General features: G+C 62.0%; 17 protein-coding genes and 1 tRNA gene. 8 read left to right on the top strand and 10 right to left on the bottom strand.

The window, feature by feature from the left end:
- Positions 1-29: 29 nt before the first annotated feature.
- On the bottom strand, positions 30-1,094 hold the full coding sequence (locus MJO58_RS00195; protein WP_239721614.1) for a hypothetical protein: 1,065 nt from the start codon (positions 1,092-1,094) through the stop codon (positions 30-32).
- 211 nt (positions 1,095-1,305) lie between these two features.
- Here MJO58_RS00195 and MJO58_RS00190 point away from each other — a divergent pair, with 211 nt between their 5' ends.
- Positions 1,306-1,656, top strand: a complete 351-nt coding sequence (locus MJO58_RS00190; protein WP_239721613.1) for a hypothetical protein — start codon at positions 1,306-1,308, stop codon at positions 1,654-1,656.
- 426 nt (positions 1,657-2,082) lie between these two features.
- Here the strand turns inward: MJO58_RS00190 and MJO58_RS00185 are convergent, their stop codons facing one another.
- Both MJO58_RS00185 and MJO58_RS00180 read right to left on the bottom strand, forming a co-directional pair.
- Positions 2,083-2,508: a hypothetical protein gene (locus tag MJO58_RS00185; RefSeq protein ID WP_239721612.1), complete on the bottom strand. Its 426-nt coding sequence runs from the start codon at positions 2,506-2,508 to the stop codon at positions 2,083-2,085.
- A 973-nt stretch (positions 2,509-3,481) separates the two neighbouring features.
- Positions 3,482-3,925, bottom strand: coding sequence for a hypothetical protein (locus MJO58_RS00180; RefSeq protein WP_239721611.1), 444 nt, complete (start codon positions 3,923-3,925; stop codon positions 3,482-3,484).
- 449 nt (positions 3,926-4,374) lie between these two features.
- Between MJO58_RS00180 and MJO58_RS00175 the strand changes: the two genes are divergently transcribed.
- Positions 4,375-4,653 carry a DUF3892 domain-containing protein gene (locus MJO58_RS00175; RefSeq protein ID WP_239721609.1) on the top strand — a complete coding sequence of 93 codons (279 nt, stop codon included), beginning with the start codon at positions 4,375-4,377 and terminating at the stop codon, positions 4,651-4,653.
- A 548-nt stretch (positions 4,654-5,201) separates the two neighbouring features.
- On the opposite strand, the gene MJO58_RS00170 is transcribed toward MJO58_RS00175, so the two are convergent.
- Positions 5,202-5,471: a hypothetical protein gene (locus MJO58_RS00170; protein WP_239721608.1), complete on the bottom strand. Its 270-nt coding sequence runs from the start codon at positions 5,469-5,471 to the stop codon at positions 5,202-5,204.
- Positions 5,472-5,718: 247 nt separating this feature from the next.
- Between MJO58_RS00170 and MJO58_RS00165 the strand changes: the two genes are divergently transcribed.
- Both MJO58_RS00165 and MJO58_RS00160 read left to right on the top strand, forming a co-directional pair.
- Positions 5,719-6,546 (top strand): AlbA family DNA-binding domain-containing protein, encoded by an 828-nt coding sequence (locus MJO58_RS00165; RefSeq protein WP_239721606.1) that lies wholly within the window; start codon positions 5,719-5,721, stop codon positions 6,544-6,546.
- Entirely contained in the window at positions 6,537-7,118 is a 582-nt protein-coding gene (locus MJO58_RS00160) for a hypothetical protein (RefSeq protein WP_239721605.1), read from the top strand. Before MJO58_RS00165 ends, MJO58_RS00160 begins: the two co-directional genes overlap by 10 nt.
- Positions 7,119-7,437: 319 nt before the next feature.
- Here the strand turns inward: MJO58_RS00160 and MJO58_RS00155 are convergent, their stop codons facing one another.
- Positions 7,438-8,889 carry an ApeA N-terminal domain 1-containing protein gene (locus MJO58_RS00155; protein WP_259608736.1) on the bottom strand — a complete coding sequence of 484 codons (1,452 nt, stop codon included), beginning with the start codon at positions 8,887-8,889 and terminating at the stop codon, positions 7,438-7,440.
- Entirely contained in the window at positions 8,886-9,467 is a 582-nt protein-coding gene (locus MJO58_RS00150) for a recombinase family protein (RefSeq protein ID WP_239721602.1), read from the bottom strand. The genes MJO58_RS00155 and MJO58_RS00150 overlap by 4 nt, the downstream gene beginning before the upstream one ends.
- Positions 9,468-10,133: 666 nt before the next feature.
- Between MJO58_RS00150 and MJO58_RS00145 the strand changes: the two genes are divergently transcribed.
- Positions 10,134-10,781 (top strand): hypothetical protein, encoded by a 648-nt coding sequence (locus tag MJO58_RS00145; RefSeq protein WP_239721600.1) that lies wholly within the window; start codon positions 10,134-10,136, stop codon positions 10,779-10,781.
- 250 nt (positions 10,782-11,031) lie between these two features.
- On the opposite strand, the gene MJO58_RS00140 is transcribed toward MJO58_RS00145, so the two are convergent.
- Genes MJO58_RS00140 through MJO58_RS00130 form a run of 3 tightly spaced genes read right to left on the bottom strand, consistent with a single transcriptional unit; the run spans position 11,032 to position 13,594 of the window.
- Positions 11,032-11,712 carry an RNA ligase family protein gene (locus MJO58_RS00140; protein ID WP_239721599.1) on the bottom strand — a complete coding sequence of 227 codons (681 nt, stop codon included), beginning with the start codon at positions 11,710-11,712 and terminating at the stop codon, positions 11,032-11,034.
- Positions 11,709-12,218 (bottom strand): hypothetical protein, encoded by a 510-nt coding sequence (locus tag MJO58_RS00135; RefSeq protein WP_239721598.1) that lies wholly within the window; start codon positions 12,216-12,218, stop codon positions 11,709-11,711. The genes MJO58_RS00140 and MJO58_RS00135 overlap by 4 nt, the downstream gene beginning before the upstream one ends.
- Positions 12,215-13,594, bottom strand: a complete 1,380-nt coding sequence (locus MJO58_RS00130) for an AAA family ATPase (protein ID WP_239721597.1) — start codon at positions 13,592-13,594, stop codon at positions 12,215-12,217. Before MJO58_RS00130 ends, MJO58_RS00135 begins: the two co-directional genes overlap by 4 nt.
- Positions 13,595-14,399: 805 nt before the next feature.
- On the opposite strand from MJO58_RS00130, the gene MJO58_RS00125 reads away from it, so the two are divergent.
- Entirely contained in the window at positions 14,400-15,578 is a 1,179-nt protein-coding gene (locus MJO58_RS00125) for an IS481 family transposase (protein WP_090600974.1), read from the top strand.
- 45 nt (positions 15,579-15,623) lie between these two features.
- Here MJO58_RS00125 and MJO58_RS00120 read toward each other — a convergent pair.
- Positions 15,624-15,709 (bottom strand) — tRNA-Leu (locus tag MJO58_RS00120).
- Positions 15,710-15,964: 255 nt separating this feature from the next.
- On the opposite strand from MJO58_RS00120, the gene MJO58_RS00115 reads away from it, so the two are divergent.
- Complete coding sequence (locus tag MJO58_RS00115) at positions 15,965-17,644, top strand: FHA domain-containing protein (RefSeq protein ID WP_239721595.1); 1,680 nt, start codon at positions 15,965-15,967, stop codon at positions 17,642-17,644.
- A gap of 108 nt (positions 17,645-17,752) precedes the next feature.
- Positions 17,753-18,220, top strand: a complete 468-nt coding sequence (locus MJO58_RS00110; protein ID WP_025738168.1) for an FHA domain-containing protein FhaB/FipA — start codon at positions 17,753-17,755, stop codon at positions 18,218-18,220.
- The last annotated feature ends 27 nt before the right edge of the window (positions 18,221-18,247 follow it).

The following is an 18,247-nucleotide window of genomic DNA, read 5'->3' as shown; positions in this document are numbered from 1 at the left end:
CCGCCGCCGAACGCGACCGAGCCCGGTCCCTACATGGGGCCGGGAAGCTCGCCCAGCGCCGACGGTTCGGCGTGTACTTGGCCGATCGCGGATTTGTACTGCTCGTCGCTGAGGGTCTTCGCGTAGTAGCGATCATTGCGCAGCTGATACTGCTGGGCGCGCAGTTCCCTGATGCGTTCGAGCCTGGCGGTGTCGGCGCCGGAGAATGTGAGCTCCTGCAAGGTGATTCGACCCGCCAGCACTTCTTCAACCGGGGACAGCTGATAGCCGCATCTTGTCAGAAATTCGAAATACACCTTGCAGTAATCGCGTTCGCCGCCTTGCCAGCTGCGGCTCGCCGTATGCCACTCGAAAGCGGCAAGCACCATCGCCATGATCACCGCGGCGGGCCGACTGTCGATATCGACCAGCGTCTCCAAGTCCTCGTACACGGCGTCGTCGGTTCCCAGCAGCGCAGCGGCGACGTTCATGCTGGCGGGGCAGTGCAGCCTGGCGAGGAAGTGAAAACTGCGGGCGACGAAGACTTCGGACCCGGGCGGCGGCGGTGCCGCCCAGACGATGTTGTTGCGAATCCAACTCCGCCGCGCTGCTGTGATGGCGGCGGCTCGCCGATCCAGTTCACGGAGCAGAACCCAGTCCCGCTTGGCGTCGGCAGCTGCTTCGGATTCCAGCTTCGCCGGTTGACAACCGGTGTAGGTACTACCAGCCGTCACCTCGCTCAAGGCAAGCGGGCGCCCCATGTCCCAGGTCATGTACCTGGCACGAACATCGAGCTCCACGGAATGGGCACGTCTGACCAAGTCTCCCAATGTCGTTGTCCCGGGCACCAATCGGCAGATTCGATCTTCCTCACGCAGGTCGTCGCGCGTGTAAATCAGGCCCACGTCGAGGCGCCGGTTCAACTCGTCGGTGTTGACGTCGACGCGCCACCCCGCGGGCCCGGCCACCCCTGGCACGTAACGGGCCGAGATCTCAACCAGCAGGTCGTCGATGGTCGCTTCGGCGGGGAATATCCAAAATTCTCGATGTGATTCGACATCGTCTCCCATCGCCACCGAGCTGCGATCGATCGTGACCCTGACGGTCTCGGCCATGGCTCAAGTTCTACCGATCGCGGCGCCAACGGGGTAGTCACCCGACGGCTGATCGGGGTCGATGGGTGGCAATGGGAAAGGCCACGACCACTCGCAGAGTTCGTGGCCTTTGCGCCTGCGGTTTCAACCAACCGCTGTGGTGGTGATCATCCCTGCCCACGACCGCGGCGGCGCTGTTGGATGGCCGGCAAAACCGGGCAAACTGTTCGGCGTGAGCTACAACTTTGCGTTTTGGTCTGGAGCGAACGATCTCGATCCCGGACAGGTATACCGGCAGCTGAACGACGGCCAAAATATTGCCGGAATCGATCTGGTGGACACGAAACTCGTCTTGGCGGCGATCGGGGAGTATTTGGCCGAATGGCGCTGGGACGGGCAGATTTTGCAGCCGCCGGGAGCAGACCCTGACGGAGCGCCCGCGTTCGATGTATCCATCGGTAAGCAGTTGGTCGAGTTTGTCGGCTACGGGTGGGAACCCGAACACGCGAACATGATCATCGACGCCATGAATCGCCTCGGGCTACGGCTCTATGACCCCCAGGTCGAGGAGCGGTTCGCGTAAACATTCCGACTAGGTTTGACCCGTAGGTGTTCTTCTCGGCACCAAACACGAGGGCCACGACCCTCGCAGAGTTCGTGGCCTTTGCGCCTGCGGTTTCAACCAACCGCTGTGGTGAGCGGTTCATCCTGGCTAGTCATCGGTGGTTTCTGAGACGCGTTCCACCGACATTTCGGCCTTTCTCCACAGCCTTATGCCACCGTCTTTAAGCGGTTCCGTCCCCGGATTCCGGGCGTCTGACGGCTGCGTGGTGTCTCTAATTGACGTGGATGCGCCGAGGTGTTGACATTTGATCTGACGGACATCCAGCCTGCGCCCGGCGGTCGCCCGATGGCGCAGCCGCCAGTTTCCACGCACTTTATTGTCCTGCCGGCAGCGAAGAGCGGGCTGAACCAATCAGTTCAGCCCGCTCTGTTGGGTGTGCCTAGCTCAGGTGCGCGGCGGCATTTGCGTCGGTGGGTGCCCCAGCTCAATCGCCACTTGGCGTAGCCGGATGTCGATGGCTTCTTTGCGTTTCTTGTTTAGGTCGTGGTTCTGCTGAGCCCGTATGTTGACAGCTGCAGCGGCAAGTGCGACGCCGATCTTGATCATCGGTGTTCGGCGCGGTCCGGACGTCAGCGAGTCCAGCCTGGCTACGTGAGGACTTTTCAGCTGGCTGAAGCGTTGCTCCGTCAAGGCGCGGGCTGCTTCGTAGTACAGGGTGTGTTCCCAGAACCCGGGGATGAGCCCCCACTGGGCCATTTTGAGCTGCTGCGGCGTGAGGTAGACGGTCACACTGGATTGACTGCAGCAGCTCTTGGTCTCAGCCGGCCAGGTTGGCTCGGCGACGGGCAGGCCGACGACATCAGTGTCCATCGATCGGGTTTGAGGGGGTGTGCGCTGGTGTTTTCAATGCCCCCGTATAGAGCCTCCTGTGCTGTGTTTTGGTAAGTGATAGGACTTTCTACGGCTGCTGCCCGAGGTCGCCGCGAGCAGCACTTCGTGCAAGCGCGTCGGCTAGGAGTAGTTCCCCGGTCTGGGACAGCGTTAGTTTCCGATCCCGGGCGAGTTCGTAGAAAGTCTCGGCGAGTTCAGTGGGAAGGCTTAATTCGACCCGAACCTTGTTGCGACGTCCTAGGACTGGTCTCGCCACACTGCACCGCCCACCGTTGTCTCAGCACTACCCGGCATGTCCCGGTAACATAACGCACCAGCGTCAACGAATCGCTTTCATTAGCCTCGTTAACTCGAAACTCGGGAGAACGTCTCCCAAAACAACCCGCTTGCTCTTGCGACCGTCCCCTGGGACCACACCCGGCCCGCAGAGCTCATGCGATGGACGGATCTAGCTGCCGACCTCTAATACGTTGTGAGACAAAGCTATTACCACAAAGGGTGCGACCTTACGAGGCGGTGACTTTCGACTCCTCCGTATATGTGCCGCTTCGCAGCCGCCCTCGCGTATTTCTGAAATACGCACAGCGACAGCCATTTATCGGCGTGTCGCGACGGCTCCGTTGTCAACAACGTTGTTGCTGCGTGCTTTTCCCGGTTCGAACCAGGATTTTCCTGGTTCAGACCGGGAATCTTCACGGTCCAACCGGGTTTTCCCGCCTTACCGTCCGGAGTCAGGAAATCCGGTAGTGCTTGACCATTCGCAACTTTTAAGTCTGTCCTCCCTGATACAAAGGGGCCGACGGATGACAGGGGCGGCGCCCGCAGAACGTAAGTGCAGGCGTCAAACGCAGCGCGTGTTGAGTGCGAACACAACAGTGCGCCTATGCCCTTCGATTTCAATCGATTCATTGGGGCGCGACAGGCTTGCGGCGACTCCCAGCGGGACGCGGGACTAGCGGGCGGTTGTATCGATGAGAGGCTCGACCGCATCGAACAGTTCGAGCAAGTCCTGCGCGAACTCGTCTTGATGGCCGCGCAGAAAGCGGGTCATTCCCTTGACTTTCATAATCGCGTCGCGAGCCTGTTGGAGCTGTTCCGGTGAGGGCCCCGAGCGGTCAGATCGCGAGTCGCCGTCTCCGCTGGTGCGGAGGTAGCCATTCAGGCGTGACCGCATCGTTTCGGCTTGTCGCTCGTAGTGCTCTAAGCGGCTGGTCAGTTTCCGGCGGTCGGCCTCGGCACGGCGTCGGCATTCTTCGCTGTGAAAGTCTCTCGGCCGACCCGGCCCGAGCTCTCTGTCGAATTCTTGGTCGCAGCGCGGGTTGGCGCAGGTTCCTTGCAGAACGAGGTTGTCCGCGTCCCCTCGGCGTTGGGCGAGACCAACGATATCGCCGGACATCCAGTGTCTCCTCGAGTGGGCGAGTTTATTTGCGCGTTATCTCGATCTTCGAAGTCTAGCTATCTCCGCAGATGAACGGTGGTAGACACGCGCCCTGGGGTAGGTCGACAACGAGGATGACTCGCCGTCTAAGCAGTAGTTAATTCGCGCGATTTGTGCGGGGGAGATGATGAGGAGGCCCGGAGCGCCCGCTTCGGCGCGGAGCACAACAAGGTGGCGGCGCACCGTAAGGCTTCAAAGCGCGACATGGTTTTGATCGCCGGGAGAACCGTTAAGGAGGGCAGAACCACAGATCACTGGCTGCTAGCAGCCGTAAACAGTGAGTTGGGCGAGCACTGGAATGCCCGCCCAACCCGCGAGGGCCTATGCGACCCGTCCTGCAGACATGAGTGTAGGCCCCCGCAGAACCGATCCGTATCTCTACGGCAATCAACAAGCGAGGAGCTTTCATGTCCATCCGCATTACCGCGATCCGGCTGACCGGCGGCAACACCCACCAACACATCACCAAGTTGTGGTGGACCAACCCCGCCAACGGCACAACGGGCGAGAACACCCGCGCCGAAATCGTCTCCTGGATCGAGAACGAGAACGGCAAGGCCTACGTCGATCAGGGCGGTCATCGAGCCGATGTGCTCGTGGTGACGCCTGCCTCAGGTCCGAAGTACCTGCGGACCCGCTCAGACGGCGTCTGGACCGACAACCTGCTGGCGTTACCGCGCCGCTAGCCAACCGGACCCCCGGCGGGGGGCGGCGAACATTGTCGCCCCCCACCAGGGCCTGGCACCTTCACCTATTGGATGCCGGCAGGCCTCGTCACTGCTCCGGCGAGCGTGTCGGGGCTGGCGGTTCGATTTCGATCGATTCGACAGCACCGACGTGGCCGATTCAGAGCACGATTCTCCGGACATCCAAATTTAAAGTTCCATGGGTCCATCACCCACCAGGAGCTGGCTGATCTGTGCGGTAGTCGCGGACGCGAACAACGATGCCACAACCTGGCCGCAGCTGCCGGCGGCGCATTGATCGCGGCGAGTGTTCAGTCATTGGATCTTGGGCGATGTCATCCGGACAACCGTGCACGACATCGTCCCGACACGGACCGGGTCCCACTGGCGGACGAAATATACTCCCTAGCATAGCTTTACGAAGAGAGGGGGATCCTTTTGCGAGTGGCTAGTAGTCACGTTAGGCATTCAGGATTGGCGCCATTGTTGTCGGAAACGCCGACCTTTCCCTCGAATGTCGGCGTAGTCCCGAATTCCTTGCGCTAGAACTAGGTCAGTCCGTAACGGCGACGTAACTCCTCGCCGCTAACTGTGTTTCCGGCAGCGTAGTCTGCCTCCGCGATGGCGAGCTCATCCCGCAGAGCGCTCTCGCTCAGCCAGGTGTCCCGCACGACCCGTGAGCTCCGCCTTTCGACGTTGGCCTCTTTGCTGTTGAACTCGGGGGCCAGCTGTGTATACCCAGTGTCGAGCACATCCTCGTCGCGCACCTCGTGTTGCGACGCCGCCCGTCGCGGCTGTTGGGGAGGCATTGTCGCCATAGCCTTTACGATAGACCGCTTCGACACGAGCGCGTCGATCACTCGACTCGTACCACCTTTGTTGGGCTACCTGCCGGCGCCGCTCGGCCGGACCGGTTTGACCATCCGGAAGGGCCACAATCCTACCAGCCGCTGTTTCATCCAGCCGGTTCAGGACCGCAGCCGACCTGCAGCGGTGTTGCACCCGCGGTCGGTAACGTGCGGCAGGTGGCGAGCCTCGGGCTGGGTGACAACGGAGGGTTGAGGCATGGCTGTCTGGCGGCATCGGGAGATGGAAAATGCGCTTGGCGGGGTGATCGACAGTTCGATGACTGTTGACCAGCTGCAGCGGCTTGTCGACGAATTCAGTTCCGAACACGAGTTCATCGACTTCAAGGCCAAGGGTGCGCTGATGCCCGAAAGAGCTGTCCGCAAGGAGTGGCGTTTCGAGTGCGGCAAGGATGTGTCGGCGTTCGCGAATGGCCGCGGCGGTCTGTTGATCTACGGGGTGCGCGACGCGAAGGCTGTCGCGGCAGGGAGCGAGCGACCGGCCCCGTTTGCCGCCGGGGAAGCTGATCCGGATGAGCTGGAGGAGGTCTTCCGCAGGGCAGTGCGGGAAGTCACCGCGCCGGTCCCGGGGTTCGAAATGTTGCCGGTTTACGACGGCGACTCGTTCTACATGGTGTGCGTCATTCCGCCAAGTGTCTTGGCGCCGCACGCCGCCACCATGCCAGGTGACGGTCGTGAAGGGTTGGTGTACCCCAAGCGTGCAGCGGGAGAGAGTCAGGTGGTCTGCATGCGCGAGTACCAAGTTGCTGAGCTCTACGAGCGCCGCGCGCGTGTTGGTGACGATCGCCGCCGCCGCGCCGAAACAGTGTGGGGTGAAGGGGTTGCGGCACTTGATGTTCCACGAGCGCCACGGGTCTGGTTGGCTGTCGCTTCGACGCCCGATCTGCCACAGGACGACGTGCTCACCGAAGAGGTGCGGCGAGCAATCGACGAATGGGACGATCGAGAACCATTCCCGTGGCTTATCCAGAAGAGATTTGTCGGCGTCGGCGGATACCCTGTGCAGCGCCCGGCCGCGTGTGCCTGACCGAGATCATGCAAGGCGATGCTGGCGAGCGCGCTTTCGTATCCGAGGTGCGCAACTTCTACCGGGAGATCCACGCCGATGGGTCGGCGTTCGCCGCGCTCCCTCTCACTGCACCGGATGCGCTGTCTCCGTTCAGCTTATCGGTTGATGCGTTGGTGGATAGCGTGGCAACGGTTGCGGCGAACGTGATGGCCTGGACTAGCACGCGCACTGGTATGTGGGGCGCGACCACCGTCACCGCTGGAATCGTTGTCAACGGACCCGAACCCGCGGCGCTGGAAGCCTCTAACTTCGGCAGCCACGATTTCACGCGCAAGATCTACCGTCGCCTGGAAGGCCGGTGGCCGCGCACCGTCACCGTGGTGGATCTCGCGGACACGGTCACGATGCAGCAGCGCTTGAGGTTGGCCTTCCGTTTGGCCACGCCTCTGGTGCAGGCGTTCGGGGCTCCCCGTTTGGACTGGCTCGACGAAGACGGCAGCCTGCGCACGCTCTACATGCCCAACGAGCACCGACAGGCCATCGCCGAGTGGGCACAGCACTACCGTGTCCCTATCAACCCGTCGTCCTGATCCGGGGTGTTCTCTGCTCGGCGCAGCCCGGCGGGTGAAGCTGAATGAATCGCCCTAGTTCTACCGGAGGCTCTCCGGCTTTTCCAGTCCGATTCACTCGAAGGTTGTGATGGCAGCGCGAGATACACAGGCCCGCAAGTGACTCTCGAGGCAGCAACGGCGGGGCCGACAGCGGATCCTTTGAAGTCGCGGCGGTCGCTCGACGCGCGGGTCAAGGCAGCGCTGTCTTCGACAGGCGACGGTCCCGGGTAGCTCCGGGTACGAGTCGCCCGACGCCAGGTCGAACGTTCGGCCCACGTTGTGCAGCGTCGAGCTCGAACTAGCCCTGATGGGCAGGGAGTCGATCGAGTTCGTGACAGTGCTGGGCCATGACCTGCAATCGAGGATGGTTCAGGAGCGAATCCAGCACCTTGTCTTCGGGCACCGAAAATTGTTGTAGGACAACCAGATAAGTGACCAAGTTGACGGACTGTGCGATGACGTGGAGCTGGAAACCGTTTTCCAGTGCCCGCCAGCGTCGGACTCCTCCGTGCGCGACGTGATTTCGCGCCCAGACGGCCCAGCTCAGCCACTTCTCCACATCGATGTTCAGTTTGGCATGGACTGCTGGTGAGAGACGCTCATAGAGGTTTCGCAACCTTTCCTTCAGCGACACGTCTCCGCCGGCCAAACACCAGGTGTGGAAGCCCTCTGCCGCTGCGAGGGCTTGACTGGTGTACTCCTCGACGTAACGCGGTGAATAACCGCACAATCCCACGACGACGTTCCAGGCGTAACTTGCCTGGTTTCCGGCTGTCAGCTGCCCCCATTTCTCCAAGAAGGCGTCTAGGGTAACGTCGGCCAGCGTGAAGACCACCGAGGATTGATCATGAATGTCGTCAGGCCGGGCGACGTCGCCGATCCGGGTGAGAAGGTATGCACTATGGTCGCTTTCGCCTGCGTGGACCTTGATCTCCTCGACGCCGCTGGGGCCGAACGTCGCCAAGCGCATCAGATCGGTGATGGGGGCGAGGTTGTCGATGAAGGTCGCCGCCGGCCCTGGAGCATGGTCGGGCTGCCGGATGGAGACGTGGGCGTCGACGCGTAACGCGACAACCGGACCACGACGCTTCTTGCTGGTCATGAAATCGAGTTTGAGGTCGGGCATTGCTTCTGTGGCGTCGCTCAGCCAGGGCCGCGTGGCGAAGGTCCCAACCGAGTAGTGAGCCTGGGGTGTCGCCCCTTGCGCATAGTTGGCGCGGTAGCCGCCGATGACGGGAAAGATGTAGGGAATCAACCGCGTACCGTCGCGTTGCATCTCCCCTGGGTGTTCCACTCCTTCGATGCGCGCCCACCGCGGAGCGCATAGACGACCGTCGTCGGTCAGGTAGTAGAGATCATCTAGGGTGATCGAGAGCCGGGTAATCAACGGCTCCTGGGGACTCGCGATGTGAGCGCCAACGCACACCAGTGACGAATGCCAATATTCGGTTTGGACGGTACCGGTGAAACCGGCCGTGTATGTGCCCCGCTGCGCCTCCCACAGGCTCAAAGGCTTACCGGAATCAGTCTCACCGAAAATTGTTCCAGTTCGTACGTCCCCGACGATCTCTGCAGTCCGCCATCCGCCACCGTCGGTTTCGGTGTACGTCGGTTCGGGCGAGAAGCCGCCAATCAGTTCCAACGTTGCGCCGTCAGACGGCTCCCACGTCAAGATGCCGGGCACACGGTGTTCTGGATCCTCCGGTAGGTGGAACCATCCCTTAATCCGGTGCGGCTCACACTGTCTCACTGACCGACCCGCACTGCTCTTGGGGACGTGGAGATATGGCGATAGATCGTCACCGGGGTGACGGAACAAGATGCGGCGATGTCGGCCATGGTGAACTGCCTGGAGTCGTACATGCGTTGAGCTCGCTCCACCAGCGCCGGGGTCATCTTCGGTTTCCGGCCGCCGCGCCGGCCGCGCGCCCGCGCCGCCGTCAGACCGGCGTGAGTGCGTTCCCGTATCAGGGCTGCTTCGTATTCGGCCATCACCGCGAACATCCCGAACACCAGATTCCCGTGGGCGGTGGTGGTGTCCACCAGCCCGTCGCACAGCGACTGCACTCCAACGCCTCGGTCCCGCAGACCGGTGACGATGTCGACCAGATCGCGCAGGTTGCGTCCCAGCCGGTCGATGCGCCAGATCACCAGGGTGTCCCCGGCCCGCAGATCGTTCAGGCACGCACTCCACTGCGGGCGGTCGGCCTTCGTTCCGCTTGCGTAATCGGTGTACACCTTCAAACAACCCGCGCAGGCCAGGGCGTCTAGCTGCAGCTGTGGGTTCTGATCCGCCGTCGACACCCGCGCGTACCCTATGTTCGCCATCGCGAGGACACTATCAATTGCCATCTCCGAGTCCGTGTTCTGACACGTTGATTTCGATACAAGTTTCGAAAGGGATCGACCTGCAACGATGCCGTTCGTCGAGGTATTGACGGCCGGGTCTATAGCAATCGGTCCTTTGCGATAGACGCCGAATCCCAGCTTCGCTAGCAACGTCGCCGACTGACGCCCTTCCCGCCAACCCCTGCTGGCGGATGGTTCCTCGGGGCCGACAGACCCGAACTAGGTACTTCGGTCATTGTTCCGGCGGCGTTAAGCGTGCGCAGCGCTCGCAGCGCATCCCATTGCCGGAGCCGAGGTACCGGGGAAGACCGCCGGCGATCTAGCGGCTGTACCTGTGCGTAAACAAGCTGATGACGGCGATGAACACTGACACGGCGGTTTCCCAGTCCGTGTGATAGCCAGTCGCAACGCCGCACACGGCGGCAATGACGAGGACGACAGTGGGTTTCAGAGCCGAGCTTGCTGGCTCTGGGTTTTGACCGTTGACGTTCGGTTCTATGCTCACTTGGTTCCTAGGTTCGCGAGACGGTGGGGACAACTGGCCGCCTCGCACTGCTGCAACGGTGCGGGGCTGTTCTAGTTATAGCGGAGGGCACCGACACGTTTTGGCAACACTTAAACGATATCCGCAGTAAGCTTCAATCCATGTCTCGCGGCTTTGGATCAAACCAACGGAGAGTTCTCGATGCACTGGTGGACCGCCGGGATAACGACTCCTACGCTGCCGCAGACGTCACCGAATTGGTAGACCCAGACGACACGCCTCTTATTCGTGCCCGCTGGCGGTGGTACACCGTGGATTTACTCGACCTGATCGAGATTGACGCTCCGAGACCCGAACGCGTCAGCCTGCACCGCGCCATACGCAATCTTCACCAGACGGGCCAACTCGAAATAGCGACTGCTTGTCCTTATCCGAAAGTGCTAGGCGGATACCAAAATCTCCACGGACTGCGGGAGGGCGGCTTATACGTCCAGAAGCTGGGTTATTACCAGGACCTTTGGGTTAATTACTACGCCGATGCGCGGTGGCCGTACACACAAGGAAGACGCTTGTGGTTTCGCCTTCCGCCGCCAGCTAATCGCGTCGACATCCCCGTCGATGACCAGATCGCGGTCATCGATTACCTCCACACCTGCAACCCCAATGCATTTCAGGACTTCACGGACAGATTGAGGAGGCACCGCGAGGAGGACGCCTGGACTTCCCCGGTTGGCCGCTTTGTCAGGTGGTTGTTTTGCGGTCCCCCCGGCATAGCCGGGCATCAGCAACTACCAGCTCAAATGCGTTAACCAGGTCCGCATCCTGCCTACCTAACCGTCCGATGCGCCGCGGCTCGACTTTCTTTTCCGACCTCGCGTTCGGCCACGCTGACTATGATGGCGGCCACTGTGCTGACGGTCGGCGTATTGGTATCGACACCATTGCGTATGGTGTGCAACAGATTCGGCGCTCATCGAGATCGGCGCTAGTTTTGGTGACTTCGGCGATGCGCTCCTGGCAGCACCGGCGAGAGGATGTCCCTCATAGGTTTACACGTCATCAATCGGACGCAGCCAGTGCTAGACGATTCATTGTTTTCTGCCCAGACATCCAGTGCTGATCGATCTGCTGCACGAATCCTGGACGGATGAGCTTCGCACGGCGCCGCGGACCGTCGGCTGTAGTCGATCGGGCGACGATGCCCTCCATCAGTTCGTGCCCCAATCGACTCTCACTCATCAGTGCTGTCAGATCGTTGAGGTCGTAATGTCCGGCGCCTAAAAAAGGGACGGTGTACAAGCCGAGGTCTTCGGCTAGCGCGTCACGCTTTTCAGGCTCCCAGAACTGTCCGGCTGCCCGCTCGTAGACGTCGAATACGAGCAGCCAGTCGGGAAGGCTGTCGTAACGCACGGTGTGCTTGACAGCGCACCACTCACCGAAAAGGATCAGATCGTCACTGAGCCCCTCCGCGAGCCGCTGCCGGCGTGCCGCGATCCACGTTTCGAGGCCCCGGAAATGGCGCCCACCAGGTTCCACATAGCTGCCGCGTGCCTGAAATCGAAGGCCGTCCTCGCCATTTGAAATACCCAGGTTCTGGCCGTCAATCTTCTCTTCGATGTGCAGCGGCGTAGCCAGGAACTCGTCGCGCTCGGCATTTGTGAGCACCTTGTCGCCGCGGATTTCGGTGCCCGGCGGGCGGACTAGGTAAGGCGTCGAAGGGAATTTGATGAAGGCGGTCATGGCGCGTCGTGGCCAAATTTCTTGAGGTAGGCGGCACGGATTGAGGGCTCGTGGGCATATTCGACGTTCACGCCGTGGCGACTAAGCACGGTTCCCCAGTTGAGCCACTTGGTGTCGGTAGCTTGGACCACCGGCACGTCGGCGACTTTCGCCGCGGCGACGAACTTTCGGTCGCTCGGGTCGATCTCGCGATCATCCCCATCAAGCACTGCGTAAGTGTTGGCCCCCGGTTCGCCTGGCTGGATGTCGGGACGCATGGCTGCATCCCACTGGTAGCGGTTGTCGTGGATGTATCGGAAAATTGCGTCTCCCAAACTTGGTTGCCCACTCAAATCAAGCTGATGTAGATACTCCTCAAAAATTTCGCCTCCGTCGTCGGTGACGACCGGCACCCGATTATCAATGATGTTTTCAAGCATTTCTTCGCACGCGTCACGGAGGACGGGGGGATGGCCCTCTGGCAGCTTCACCACCAGCAGGACATTCGTGTCGATAACGCGGGTCATCGTGATTCGGCGTTTCGGCGAGCACGGGCGCTTCGTGATTGCGCGATGACATCCGCCGCGGGGTCTCCGAAAAAATCTTTGGGCCAGTTGTGTACGTTGCCATATTCGTCGACCTCCAGTGCCCGGATCTTCGACCCGCGTCTTCCGGAGCTCACCACGTAGCACTGCACATCCGCGGGATTAACTTGATTCTCGGCAATCCTTCGAAGTAAACGCCGGAGCAGATGCTCAGAATGGGATTCGACGATGAACTGGGTGTTGCGTGGGGAGCTTTCTTCCCGCGCCGAGATGGCGGCGATGAACAAGTCAGCGAGACCGGCCTGCACAGCGGGATGCAGGTGGATCTCTGGTTGTTCCATAACGACCGTCGCGCCAGGAGCAGAGTAGAACGCCTCCACGATCACCGGCAGCACCTGGGAAACACCGAATCCGACATCCGTCAGTAGGACTTCCCGATCGCTGCCCGGTGTCGTCACGCGGACTTCGTACTCATCGCGACCTTCCCCGATCTGCGCAACCGAGAATCTGTCGATGACCCCGAGGTCATGCAGCCACTGCGCCACCAGAACCTGCAGGGATTTCGTTCGCTGCTTCTCGGCAAAGTTGAACTTACGCGCGCGGCCGGCGAGAAGTGCCTCGATGGAATGCTCGCCACGCCAGCCGACATGGCTGACCTCTTCACCGGACCAACGGTATAAGCGGTTGGGCTTGTCGCGCAGCGGTCCTAAATAGTTAATTGCACGCAGCTGGTCTTCCAGAGCCAGCGTCAGGTCCGCGGCGAAATCGAGGTATCGATAACGGGTTGGCAGGTCGTCAGGAAAGGCGTGAAACTGCGAAGGCGGTGAAACAGGCCATTTTCGGCCCAACGTGCGCACTAGTTCGATACCTTTGGCGCGGACCACATATCGGCCGTCGCCTCCGCGCTCACTGCCTAACTCCAGGACGCCAGATTCACCGGCGCTAAGTCGATACGAGTAGTTGTCTACTCGTATCCGTGACGGCGCCTCCGCCGTTGCGCCGATCGCAGCCTTGAATCCCATTTCGCGGACGGTCAATCGAGATTTTTCGCGCCCATATACAGTCTGGAGCGGGCTTGATCGGCGCCAATTCAGCTCAAACTCCAGGGGCGAGTCGACATTTGCGTTGCGCAGCAAACTTACATAGCTGCCAAGGTCAACGGGAGTCCGGTCATCGCCGGTATGCAGGACGCGACGGCGATCCGGGGATTCGATGGTCTGTTGAAGCATCAGGAGGAACTGATGCAGGCTCGACTTACCCGACGAGTTCGCGCCGAACAGGATGGTCAGCGGCGCGAGTGCGACATCGCCGGTGTCCTCCCATGCCTTGAAGTTCTTCAGTCTTAGTTGAGTAAGCACCGATCCCCCTTTCTCACGCGGGTGACCCGCCCGGCATCCTTAATGGCGGTGAAGGACACTATCTGCCCGGCAGAGCTGTCCACGGCATATAGAGCGGCTTCACGGTCAACCGCTTTGTGTCGGTAGCCTCGGAACTACTGAAAGTATGCGCGATGCATGGCTTAGCCGTGACCTCCCGGTTCCCGAAGCTGGTATCGAGGTTTTCGAACGCGAAAGCGATCGCGGGCGCCCCAGCACAGCTCGCGCCTTGCCTTATATGCCTAAGCAGGCGCCCTTCCCGCGTTCAGTACTGAGCCGTTCTTCTACAAGGCCTGCACGACATCCTGTGCGTTCGGCAAACCGATAGGCCAGGCAATTCCAGTCTCCGGGGTAGCGCTCTTCGCCCGCCGGAGACGCTTCTGGATCGACTCCTAGCGAGGCTGGATGCCGCGGGGCAAGACGACCAACCCCTCTGCGAAAAGCGCGACCCGCTTAAGCAGGTCGCCTGTGACTGCGTACGGCAGCGGCACAGATCACCACTGAGGCTCTCGGCGACGCTCGCGGGAGTCTCCCAAGCGGTTACGCGGCACACCGGACCCACCAATGACGTTGCTTTTTAGGGACTTGCACGACCACGTCCCGCGGCCGCCGATCCGGCACCCTCTGAACGGTGATCTACACAAACACAAAGGTCACAGTTCGTAGAACCGCTCGTGGTGGGCGAAGGGGTGTGTGAGTTCACGACATAGGTGACAGATGGGTCGCGTCATGGGTTACACCTGTGTCGATACCTGATGAGTCGCGTCATAGGTGACAGTCATGGTGGATGTCCAAAGCGCGTGTGGTCGTCCTTGAAGTCGTTAGTGGTCATCTGTCGGTGAGCGCGGCAGCCCGGGTCTATGGCATGTCGCGGCAACATATTTATCGGCTGGTCGGTCGCTACCAGCGGGGCGGTTTGGAAGCGGTGGATCCGCGGTCTCGACGCCCGGCCAGCAACCCTCGCGCCGTGTCTGATGAAGTGATCGCGGCGATCGTGTTACTGCGAGAAAAGCTCACCATCGAAGGCCTCGACGCCGGCCCGCTGACTCTGCAGTGGCATCTGACGCAACAGGGCTTTGCATCGCCGTCGACCTCGACCATCCGACGCATCCTGCATCACCATGGCCTGATCGTCCCGGCGCCGCGTAAACGCCCCAAAAGCTCCTATCACCGCTTTGCCGCTGAGCAGCCCAACGAATGCTGGCAATCGGATTTCACCCATTGGAGCCTGGCCGATGGCAGTGGTGTGGAAATCCTCAACTGGCTCGATGATCACTCCCGATTTCTGCTGGCGACCACCGCTTATCGGCGCGTGGGTGGCTCCGACGTCGTGGCCAGCTTCACCACCACCGCCACACACTATGGTCTGCCGGCCTCCACCTTGACCGACAACGGATCGGTTTACACCTCACGATTCACCCACGGCTACAACGACTTCGAACGCCTCCTGGCCAGCCTGGGCATCACCCAGAAAAACGGTCACCCCGGACATCCCCAAACCCAAGGCAAAATCGAACGCTTCCACCAAACCCTCAAACGCTGGCTAGCCCCTCGACCCCGGCCAGCCACCGTAGCCGCCATGCAAACCCTGCTCGACGACTTCACCGTCATCTACAACACCCAACGCACGCACCGCGCCTTACCCGCGGCCACCACTCCCGCCCAGGCCTACACCGCTCGCCCCAAAGCCAGCCCACCGCACAGTCCCACCGGACACTTCCGCATCCGCCACGACACCGTCGACCAATTCGGCAAACTCACCCTGCGCCACGGCAGCCACCTGCACCACCTGGGCATCGGCCGCACCCACGCCGGCATCGCCGTGCTCATCTTGGTGACCACCAACACCGTCACGGTCATCAGCAAAAGCCAGCACCGAGTCCTCAGCAGCCACCACATCGACCCCGCCGCAAACTACTGGCGCAACCAAAACAAAAACCCCGGCCGATGGCCGGGGAATCTGTAACCCATGACCCGACTCATCTGTCACCGATGACTCGACTCATCACAATGGTGGGCGAAGGGGGACTTGAACCCCCACGTCCCGAAGGACACTGGCACCTGAAGCCAGCGCGTCTGCCATTCCGCCACTCGCCCGGGGAAAACAACCGATGGACCATATCACTGTAGTGGCCATTCGCCCTAACCGCTCCGGTGACCGCTCAAGCCTGTTCGGCGCCCGGTGGTAACGCCGCGAAACGGGTTCGACCTGCACGGATGCGATTCTCAGAATTCTCACGGTGACGGAGCCTCGCCGTGTGCCGATAACATGCATGGGTGATGCGACACGCGGGCGAGTGGTTTGCCTTGCGCCGGCGATATACCGCGACAAGTGCGGGCGAGCGCTGAAGCATGGGTAGCCAACGGGGGCTCGCTGCCCGGATCGAGCGCAAGCTGGAGTCGACGGTCGGCGACGCATTTGCCCGCATGTTCGGGGGTTCGATTGTCCCTCCGGAGGTTGAGGCGCTATTGCGCCGTGAAGCCGAGGACGGCCTGCAACCTCTTCGCGGGAATCACTTTTTGGCGCCTAACGAATACGTCATTACCCTCGGTGTGCACGACTTCGAGAAGGTGGGCGCCGATCCGGATCTCACGTCGAGCGCATTCGGCAGATACCTGGCCGACTATATCGATGAACAGGGGTGGGAAACGTATGGTGATGTCGTCGTTCGGTTCGAGCAGTCACCGAACCTGCATACCGGACAGTTTCGCGCCCGCGGTGCTGTCAACCCCGATGTCGAGCCCCGCCCGAAGTTCAATGACCCCGCCCGGCCACAATCGAGTCAGGCGTTCAGCGCAGAACCAGGAGTAGCACCAATGACTGACAACTCGAGCTACCGCGGTCAGGGGCAGGGGCGTCCCGGCGACGAGTATTACGACGAGCGTTACGGGCGTCCGCAAGACGACCAGCGCGGCGGCCCGGACCCGCAGGGCGGACCCGACCCTCGGGCGGGACTTCCGCCGGAGCAAGGTGGCTACCCACCCCAGGGCGGCTACCCGCCGCCTCGCCCCCCCGAGCAGGGCGGCTACCCCGACCAGCGCGGTGGGTATCCCGAGCAGGGCGGTTATCCCCCGCAGGGCGGATACCCCGAGCAAGGCAGCTATCCCCCGCCGGGCGGGTACCCGGGCGCGGGCGGCTACCCCGACCAGGGTCGCGGCGGCTACCCCGACCAGGGGCAGGGCGGCTACCCGCCGCCGTCGTCGTATGAGCAGCGTCCGCCTGCCGGTGGTGGTTACGGCGCGCAGGGCTACGACCAACCCGGGCAGCCGGGCTACGACCAAGGCGGCCAAGGTTACGACCAGGGCTACCGCCAGGGTGGCGGCGGCTACGGTCAGCCGGGCGGCGGCCAGCAAGGTTATGCCGGCTACGGCGATTACGGTCGCGGACCGGCTCGTCCCGAGGAGTCCGGCTACGCGCCTCCGAGCGCGCCCGAACCGCCGAGGGCGGCCTACCCCGAGCAGGGTGCCGGATACGACCAGGGTGGTTACCAGCCGGGCGTTCAGGCCTACGGCGGCCAGCAGGAGTACGGCGCCGGGGACTACACGCAATACGCGGAGAACGTTCCGGCCGGTGGCTACGGCCAACAGGCCGGCGGCGGCTACCCCGAGACCGCCCACCGCGATTACGAGTACGGCCAGCAAGGCGAGTACGCCCCACCGGCCGACTACGGGCAGCCGGCCGACTACGGCCAATCGGCCGCCGGCGGCTACGGCGCTTACGGCCAGGGCGGTTACGGGTCCGCGGGGGCGGCGGTCACGCTGCAGCTCGACGACGGCAGCGGCCGCACCTACCAGCTGCGCGAAGGCTCCAACATCGTCGGTCGCGGACAAGACGCCCAGTTCCGGTTGCCAGACACCGGTGTGTCACGGCGCCACTTGGAAATCCGCTGGGACGGACAGGTCGCGCTGTTGTCCGACCTCAACTCCACCAACGGCACGACGGTGAACAACGCGCCGGTACAGGAGTGGCAGTTGGCCGATGGCGACGTGATCCGTTTGGGCCACTCGGAGATCATCGTTCGGATCCACTGAACGCACCGGGCATAAGCTGCCGTGCTTCGCCCCGCGTCGACCGCCCTCCAAGTATCGTGACGTTGCTTGGTTTCATGAGGTGCGGCGCCAGGACGGAAAGGACGCCAGATGCAGGGACTGGTACTGCAGCTGACGCGCGCCGGATTTTTGATGCTGTTATGGGTATTCATCTGGTCCGTTCTCCGGATCTTGAAGACTGACATCTACGCACCAACCGGTGCGGTCATGGTTCGCCGCGGTTTGGTATTGCGCGGCACGTTGCTGCCGTCTCGCCAGCGCCGCCATGCCGCCCGCTATCTGGTGGTGACCGAAGGGGCGTTGGCAGGTGCACGCATCACGCTCAGCGGGCAGCCGGTGTTGATCGGACGTGCGGACGACTCGACGCTGGTGCTGACCGACGACTACGCCTCGACGCGGCACGCCCGGCTGTCGCAGCGCGGCTCCGAATGGTACGTCGAGGATCTAGGATCGACCAACGGCACTTACCTTGACAGGGCGAAGGTGACCACTGCGGTACGAGTTCCCATCGGAACGCCGATCCGGATCGGCAAGACGGCAATCGAGCTGCGCCCGTGACCCGCGCCTACGACGATGATGACGGTG

This window comes from Mycobacterium lentiflavum, assembly GCF_022374895.2.
Classification (GTDB): domain Bacteria; phylum Actinomycetota; class Actinomycetes; order Mycobacteriales; family Mycobacteriaceae; genus Mycobacterium; species Mycobacterium lentiflavum.
Note: the sequence above shows the minus strand (reverse complement) of the source record. Positions and strands in the feature narration are given on the sequence as shown.

What these genes read in the sequence shown, in the direction of transcription:
- MJO58_RS00145 (WP_239721600.1), top strand. Translation starts at nt 10,134, where the DNA reads ATGTCTCGCGGCTTTGGATCAAACCAACGGAGAGTTCTCGATGCACTG.
- MJO58_RS00185 (WP_239721612.1), bottom strand. Translation starts at nt 2,508, where the DNA reads ATGGACACTGATGTCGTCGGCCTGCCCGTCGCCGAGCCAACCTGGCCG.
- MJO58_RS00110 (WP_025738168.1), top strand. Translation starts at nt 17,753, where the DNA reads ATGCAGGGACTGGTACTGCAGCTGACGCGCGCCGGATTTTTGATGCTG.
- MJO58_RS00165 (WP_239721606.1), top strand. Translation starts at nt 5,719, where the DNA reads ATGGCTGTCTGGCGGCATCGGGAGATGGAAAATGCGCTTGGCGGGGTG.
- MJO58_RS00140 (WP_239721599.1), bottom strand. Translation starts at nt 11,712, where the DNA reads ATGACCGCCTTCATCAAATTCCCTTCGACGCCTTACCTAGTCCGCCCG.
- MJO58_RS00115 (WP_239721595.1), top strand. Translation starts at nt 15,965, where the DNA reads ATGGGTAGCCAACGGGGGCTCGCTGCCCGGATCGAGCGCAAGCTGGAG.
- MJO58_RS00170 (WP_239721608.1), bottom strand. Translation starts at nt 5,471, where the DNA reads ATGGCGACAATGCCTCCCCAACAGCCGCGACGGGCGGCGTCGCAACAC.
- MJO58_RS00175 (WP_239721609.1), top strand. Translation starts at nt 4,375, where the DNA reads ATGTCCATCCGCATTACCGCGATCCGGCTGACCGGCGGCAACACCCAC.
- MJO58_RS00180 (WP_239721611.1), bottom strand. Translation starts at nt 3,925, where the DNA reads ATGTCCGGCGATATCGTTGGTCTCGCCCAACGCCGAGGGGACGCGGAC.
- MJO58_RS00150 (WP_239721602.1), bottom strand. Translation starts at nt 9,467, where the DNA reads ATGGCGAACATAGGGTACGCGCGGGTGTCGACGGCGGATCAGAACCCA.
- MJO58_RS00195 (WP_239721614.1), bottom strand. Translation starts at nt 1,094, where the DNA reads ATGGCCGAGACCGTCAGGGTCACGATCGATCGCAGCTCGGTGGCGATG.
- MJO58_RS00125 (WP_090600974.1), top strand. Translation starts at nt 14,400, where the DNA reads ATGTCCAAAGCGCGTGTGGTCGTCCTTGAAGTCGTTAGTGGTCATCTG.
- MJO58_RS00135 (WP_239721598.1), bottom strand. Translation starts at nt 12,218, where the DNA reads ATGACCCGCGTTATCGACACGAATGTCCTGCTGGTGGTGAAGCTGCCA.